This is a genomic window from Promineifilum sp. (SeqCode) (genome assembly GCF_041918635.1).
Taxonomy (GTDB): domain Bacteria; phylum Chloroflexota; class Anaerolineae; order Promineifilales; family Promineifilaceae; genus Promineifilum.
Genome location: NZ_JAYRVJ010000502.1, coordinates 1 through 4,064, shown reverse-complemented (window position 1 = coordinate 4,064; position 4,064 = coordinate 1). Strand labels below are relative to the sequence as shown.

General features: G+C 65.3%; 3 protein-coding genes and 1 tRNA gene. 3 read left to right on the top strand and 1 reads right to left on the bottom strand.

All coding sequences use genetic code 11. The features are described from left to right. Positions 1–243 precede the first annotated feature (243 nt). Positions 244–654 (top strand): four helix bundle protein, encoded by a 411-nt coding sequence (locus ACE3UY_RS15280; protein WP_374688361.1) that lies wholly within the window; start codon positions 244–246, stop codon positions 652–654. Positions 655–671: 17 nt separating this feature from the next. On the opposite strand, the gene ACE3UY_RS15275 is transcribed toward ACE3UY_RS15280, so the two are convergent. After that, positions 672–743, bottom strand: a tRNA-Arg gene (locus tag ACE3UY_RS15275). 452 nt (positions 744–1,195) lie between these two features. On the opposite strand from ACE3UY_RS15275, the gene ACE3UY_RS15270 reads away from it, so the two are divergent. Together ACE3UY_RS15270 and ACE3UY_RS15265 are read left to right on the top strand one after the other, a co-directional pair. After that, on the top strand, positions 1,196–3,433 hold the full coding sequence (locus tag ACE3UY_RS15270; protein ID WP_374688360.1) for a 6-phosphofructokinase: 2,238 nt from the start codon (positions 1,196–1,198) through the stop codon (positions 3,431–3,433). A gap of 184 nt (positions 3,434–3,617) precedes the next feature. Beyond that, positions 3,618–4,064: 6-phosphofructokinase (locus tag ACE3UY_RS15265; protein WP_374688359.1), on the top strand; the 447-nt coding region annotated here is incomplete at its 3' end.

The following is a 4,064-nucleotide window of genomic DNA, read 5'->3' as shown; positions in this document are numbered from 1 at the left end:
GGCCCCATGCCGGCCTACTTCACCCGGCTGGACGGCCGCTACCGCTGGCACCTCATCATCTACTCCCCCGACCCCCACCGCCTGCTGGACGATTTGCACATTCCGCAGCCGTGGGTGATTGATATTGATCCGGAAAGCACGTTATGAAAGGTTCCAGGTTCTAGGTTCCAGGTTCCAGGGAAGAGCGCTCTTCCCTGGAACCTGGCCCCTGGAACCTGGAACCTTTCTTCCCTGGAACGCACCATGACCCAAGTCTCATCTTACCGTGATCTCGTCGTATGGCAGAAGGCGATGACGTTGGCGGAGGAAGTCTATCGACTCAGTGAATCATTTCCATCGCGGGAACAGTATGGTCTGACCTCGCAGCTCCGGCGGGCGGCGGTCTCGGTGGCCGCCAATCTGGCTGAAGGCCACTCCCGGGCGACGCGCAAAGACTACAACCACTTTGTCAGTATCGCGATGGGGTCTCTGGCGGAGGTAGAAACCTATCTCATTCTAGCGGGGCGTCTCAAGCTGGCCGACAAGGAAGTCCTCACCCCGCTCTGGCATCTCGCACAGGAAGTAAGCAAGATGCTAACCGCCTTGCACCATCGCCTGCAAGAGCAGGGGCCAGGTTCCAGGGAAGAGCGCTCTTCCCTGGAACCTGGAACCTAGAACCTGGAACCTCTCTTTGTCCCCGCACGGACTCGAACCGTGATCTATCGCTTAGGAGGCGATTGCTCTATCCTTTGAGCTACGAGGACGCATAACACATCACGGTAGGGGTGTGTTTCAAACCCTCCCCTACGACGTGGACACACGAATTCTAGCCCACTCGCCCCCGGATGACTACTGGCCCCCCGCCGCTCCTTCCCTCATGACACGTTATGACAACTAGGCCCAGATACGACGTAGGGGCGGGGCAATGCGGCCGGGCGGATTCGTCTGGCAGAATCGTGTAGATGCCGCATTGTCTCGCCCTCATCCCCTAGCCCCTACCCCCTATCCCCTAAAAAGCTTGCTCACCACACCGAATTTAGTAGTATTATCAAGGTTTCCCACGCCACCGCCCACGGCGAGCTACCGCCCGCCACCAGCGAGCCAAATTCAATTACGAATTAGGAATTAGGAATTAAGAATTAGGAACCGAGAACCCCGCATCGCCCGGATACTTCCTAATTCGTAATTCCTAATTCTCTGAGCAACGGTGCTTGCTATGAAGAGAATCGGTGTTTTCACCAGCGGAGGGGACGCCCAGGGCATGAACGCCGCCCTGCGCGCCGTCGTCCGCACCGGCCTGGAACGCGGCCTCGAGGTCTACGCCATCTACGAGGGCTACGCCGGCATGCTGGAAGGCGGCGAGCGCTTCCGCCGCATGCAGTGGTCCGACGTGGGCGGCATGCTCCACCTGGGCGGAACCATCATCGGCTCCGCCCGCTCCAAGGAGTTCCGCGAGCGCGCCGGCCGCCTGCGCGCCGTCCGCAACCTGCTGCTGCACGAGATCGAGGGCCTGGTCGTCATCGGCGGCGACGGCAGCCTGACCGGGGCCAACCTGCTCCACAACGAGTGGGCCGGCCTGGTGAGCGAGCTGGTCGATACCGGCCAGGTCAGCCAGCAGGTCGCCAAACGCCACCAATCGCTGGCCATCGTCGGCATCATCGGCTCCATCGACAACGACATGTTCGGCTCCGACATCACCACCGGGGCCGACACCGCCCTCCACCGCATCATCGAGGCCACCGACGCCATCTCCAGCACCGCCGCCAGCCACCAGCGCACCTTCGTCGTCGAGGTCATGGGCCGCCACTGCGGCTACCTGGGCCTCATGGCCGCCATGGCCTCCGGCGCGGACTGGGTGCTCATCCCCGAAGCGCCGCCCGACGTGGACGACTGGGAAGCCAAGATGTGCGAATCGCTGAGCCACGGCCGTGAAGCCGGCCGCCGCGACATCATGGTCATCGTCGCCGAGGGCGCGCGCGACCGCCACGGCAAAGACATCACCAGCGAGCGCGTCAAGAAGGTGCTCGAAGACCGGCTGGGCGAGGACACCCGCATCACCGTCCTCGGCCACGTCCAGCGCGGCGGCGCGCCCAGCGCCTTCGACCGCAACCTGAGCACGCTGCTGGGCGCGGAGGCCATCGAGGCCATCAGCACCATGGATCCCACCGGCGAGCCGCTCATCGTCGGCATGCAGGGCAACAAGCTCACCCGGACGCGGCTCGACGTGGCCGTGGCCAAGACCCGCGCCGTGGCCGACGCCATCGCCGCCAAGAACTACGAGGAGGCGCTGGAACTGCGCGGCCCCTCCTTCGCCAACGCCTTCCAGATTGTGCGCACCATGGTGCGGGCCACCCCCCACACCCCCGCGCCCGACCAGCGCCGGCTGCGCATCGCCATCATGCACGGCGGCGGCCCCGCGCCGGGCATGAACACCGCCGTCCGCGCCGCCGTCCGCATCGCCCTCGACCGCGGCCACGAGGTGCTGGGCGTCCGCAACGCCTTCCGCGGCCTCATCCACAACGAGATGGAGCCGATGGACTGGATGAGCGTCAACGGCTGGGCCCCGCGCGGCGGCTCCATGCTGGGAACCAACCGCACCGTGCCCAAGGGGCGCGATCTCTACGCCGTCGCCCGCCACCTGGAAGAGCGGCGCATCGACGCCATCCTGATGATCGGCGGCTGGACGGGCTACCAGGGCATCCTGGAGCTGCACACCCAGCGCAACAACTACCCCGCCTTCGACATCCCCATGATCTGCCTGCCGGCCACCATCAACAACAACCTGCCCGGCACGGAGCTGAGCGTGGGCGCGGACACGGCGCTGAACAGCATCGTCTCGGCCGTGGACAAGATCAAGGAGTCGGCCGTCGCCTCGCAGCGGGCCTTCATCGTCGAGGTCATGGGCTACTACTGCGGCTACCTGGCCCTCATGGGCGCGCTGGCGACGGGCGCGGAGCGCGTCTATCTGCACGAAGAGGGCGTCGCCATGCGCGACCTGGTCAAGGACGTGGAGGACTTCAAGCACGCCTTCCAGCACGGCAAGCGCCTGGGGCTGGTCATCCGCAACGAGAAGGCCAACGAGGTCTACACCACCAGCTTCATGCGCACCCTGTTCGAGGAAGAGGGCGGCGACCTGTTCGACGTGCGCCAGGCCATCCTGGGCCACCTGCAACAGGGCGGCTCCCCGTCCCCGTTCGACCGCATCTTCGCCACCCGGCTGGCCGTGCGCTGCATCAACTATCTGGAGCAGCAGGCCGAATCGGGCGAGAAGGGCGGCGCGGTCATCGGCCAGATCGAGGGCGGGCTGCGCTTCCTGGGCCTCGACGAAGTGCCGCGGCTGATGGACTATGAGCACAGCCGGCCGCGCAAACAGTGGTGGATGGACCTGCGCCCCATCGCCCGCATCCTGGCCGCCTCCGGCCCCAGTTTGCATGGTGAGGGCCAGGAGGGATAGGTTCTAGGTTCTAGGGGCTAGGGGCTAGGGAAGAACGTTCTTCCCTAACCCCTAGCCCCTAACCCCTAGTCCCTAACACACGAGATTCCGGGCTTTAGGGCCTGAGGGCCAGGAGCCAGGGAAGCAGCGTTCTTCCCTGGCCCCTGGCCCCTGGCCCCTGGCCCCTAAACCAAGGAGACTTTCAATGAAAATCGGTATCCTGACAGGCGGCGGCGACGTGCCGGGCCTGAACCCCTGTATCAAAGCCGTGGTCAACCGCGCCGTCGACGCCGGCCACGAAGTCATCGGCATCCGGCGCGGCTGGGGCGGCTTGCTCCAGATCAACCTCGACGACCCGGACACCATCGAGCAGTACACCCTGCCGCTGACCGAGGCCGCCGTCCGCACCATCGACCGCACCGGCGGCACGATGCTCCACACCAGCCGCACCAACCCCGGCAAGATGAAGCCCAAGGACGTGCCGGACTTTCTGAAGGACCCCAACCACCCCGAGGCGGAAGCGGCCGACAAGTCCACCCGCGACTTCACGCCCCACGTCCTGAAGAACCTGGAGCACCTGAAGATCGACCGGCTCATCCCCATCGGCGGCGACGACACGCTCAGCTATGGCGAGCGGCTGCACCGCGAGGGC

What these genes read in the sequence shown, in the direction of transcription:
- ACE3UY_RS15270 (WP_374688360.1), top strand. Translation starts at nt 1,196, where the DNA reads ATGAAGAGAATCGGTGTTTTCACCAGCGGAGGGGACGCCCAGGGCATG.
- ACE3UY_RS15280 (WP_374688361.1), top strand. Translation starts at nt 244, where the DNA reads ATGACCCAAGTCTCATCTTACCGTGATCTCGTCGTATGGCAGAAGGCG.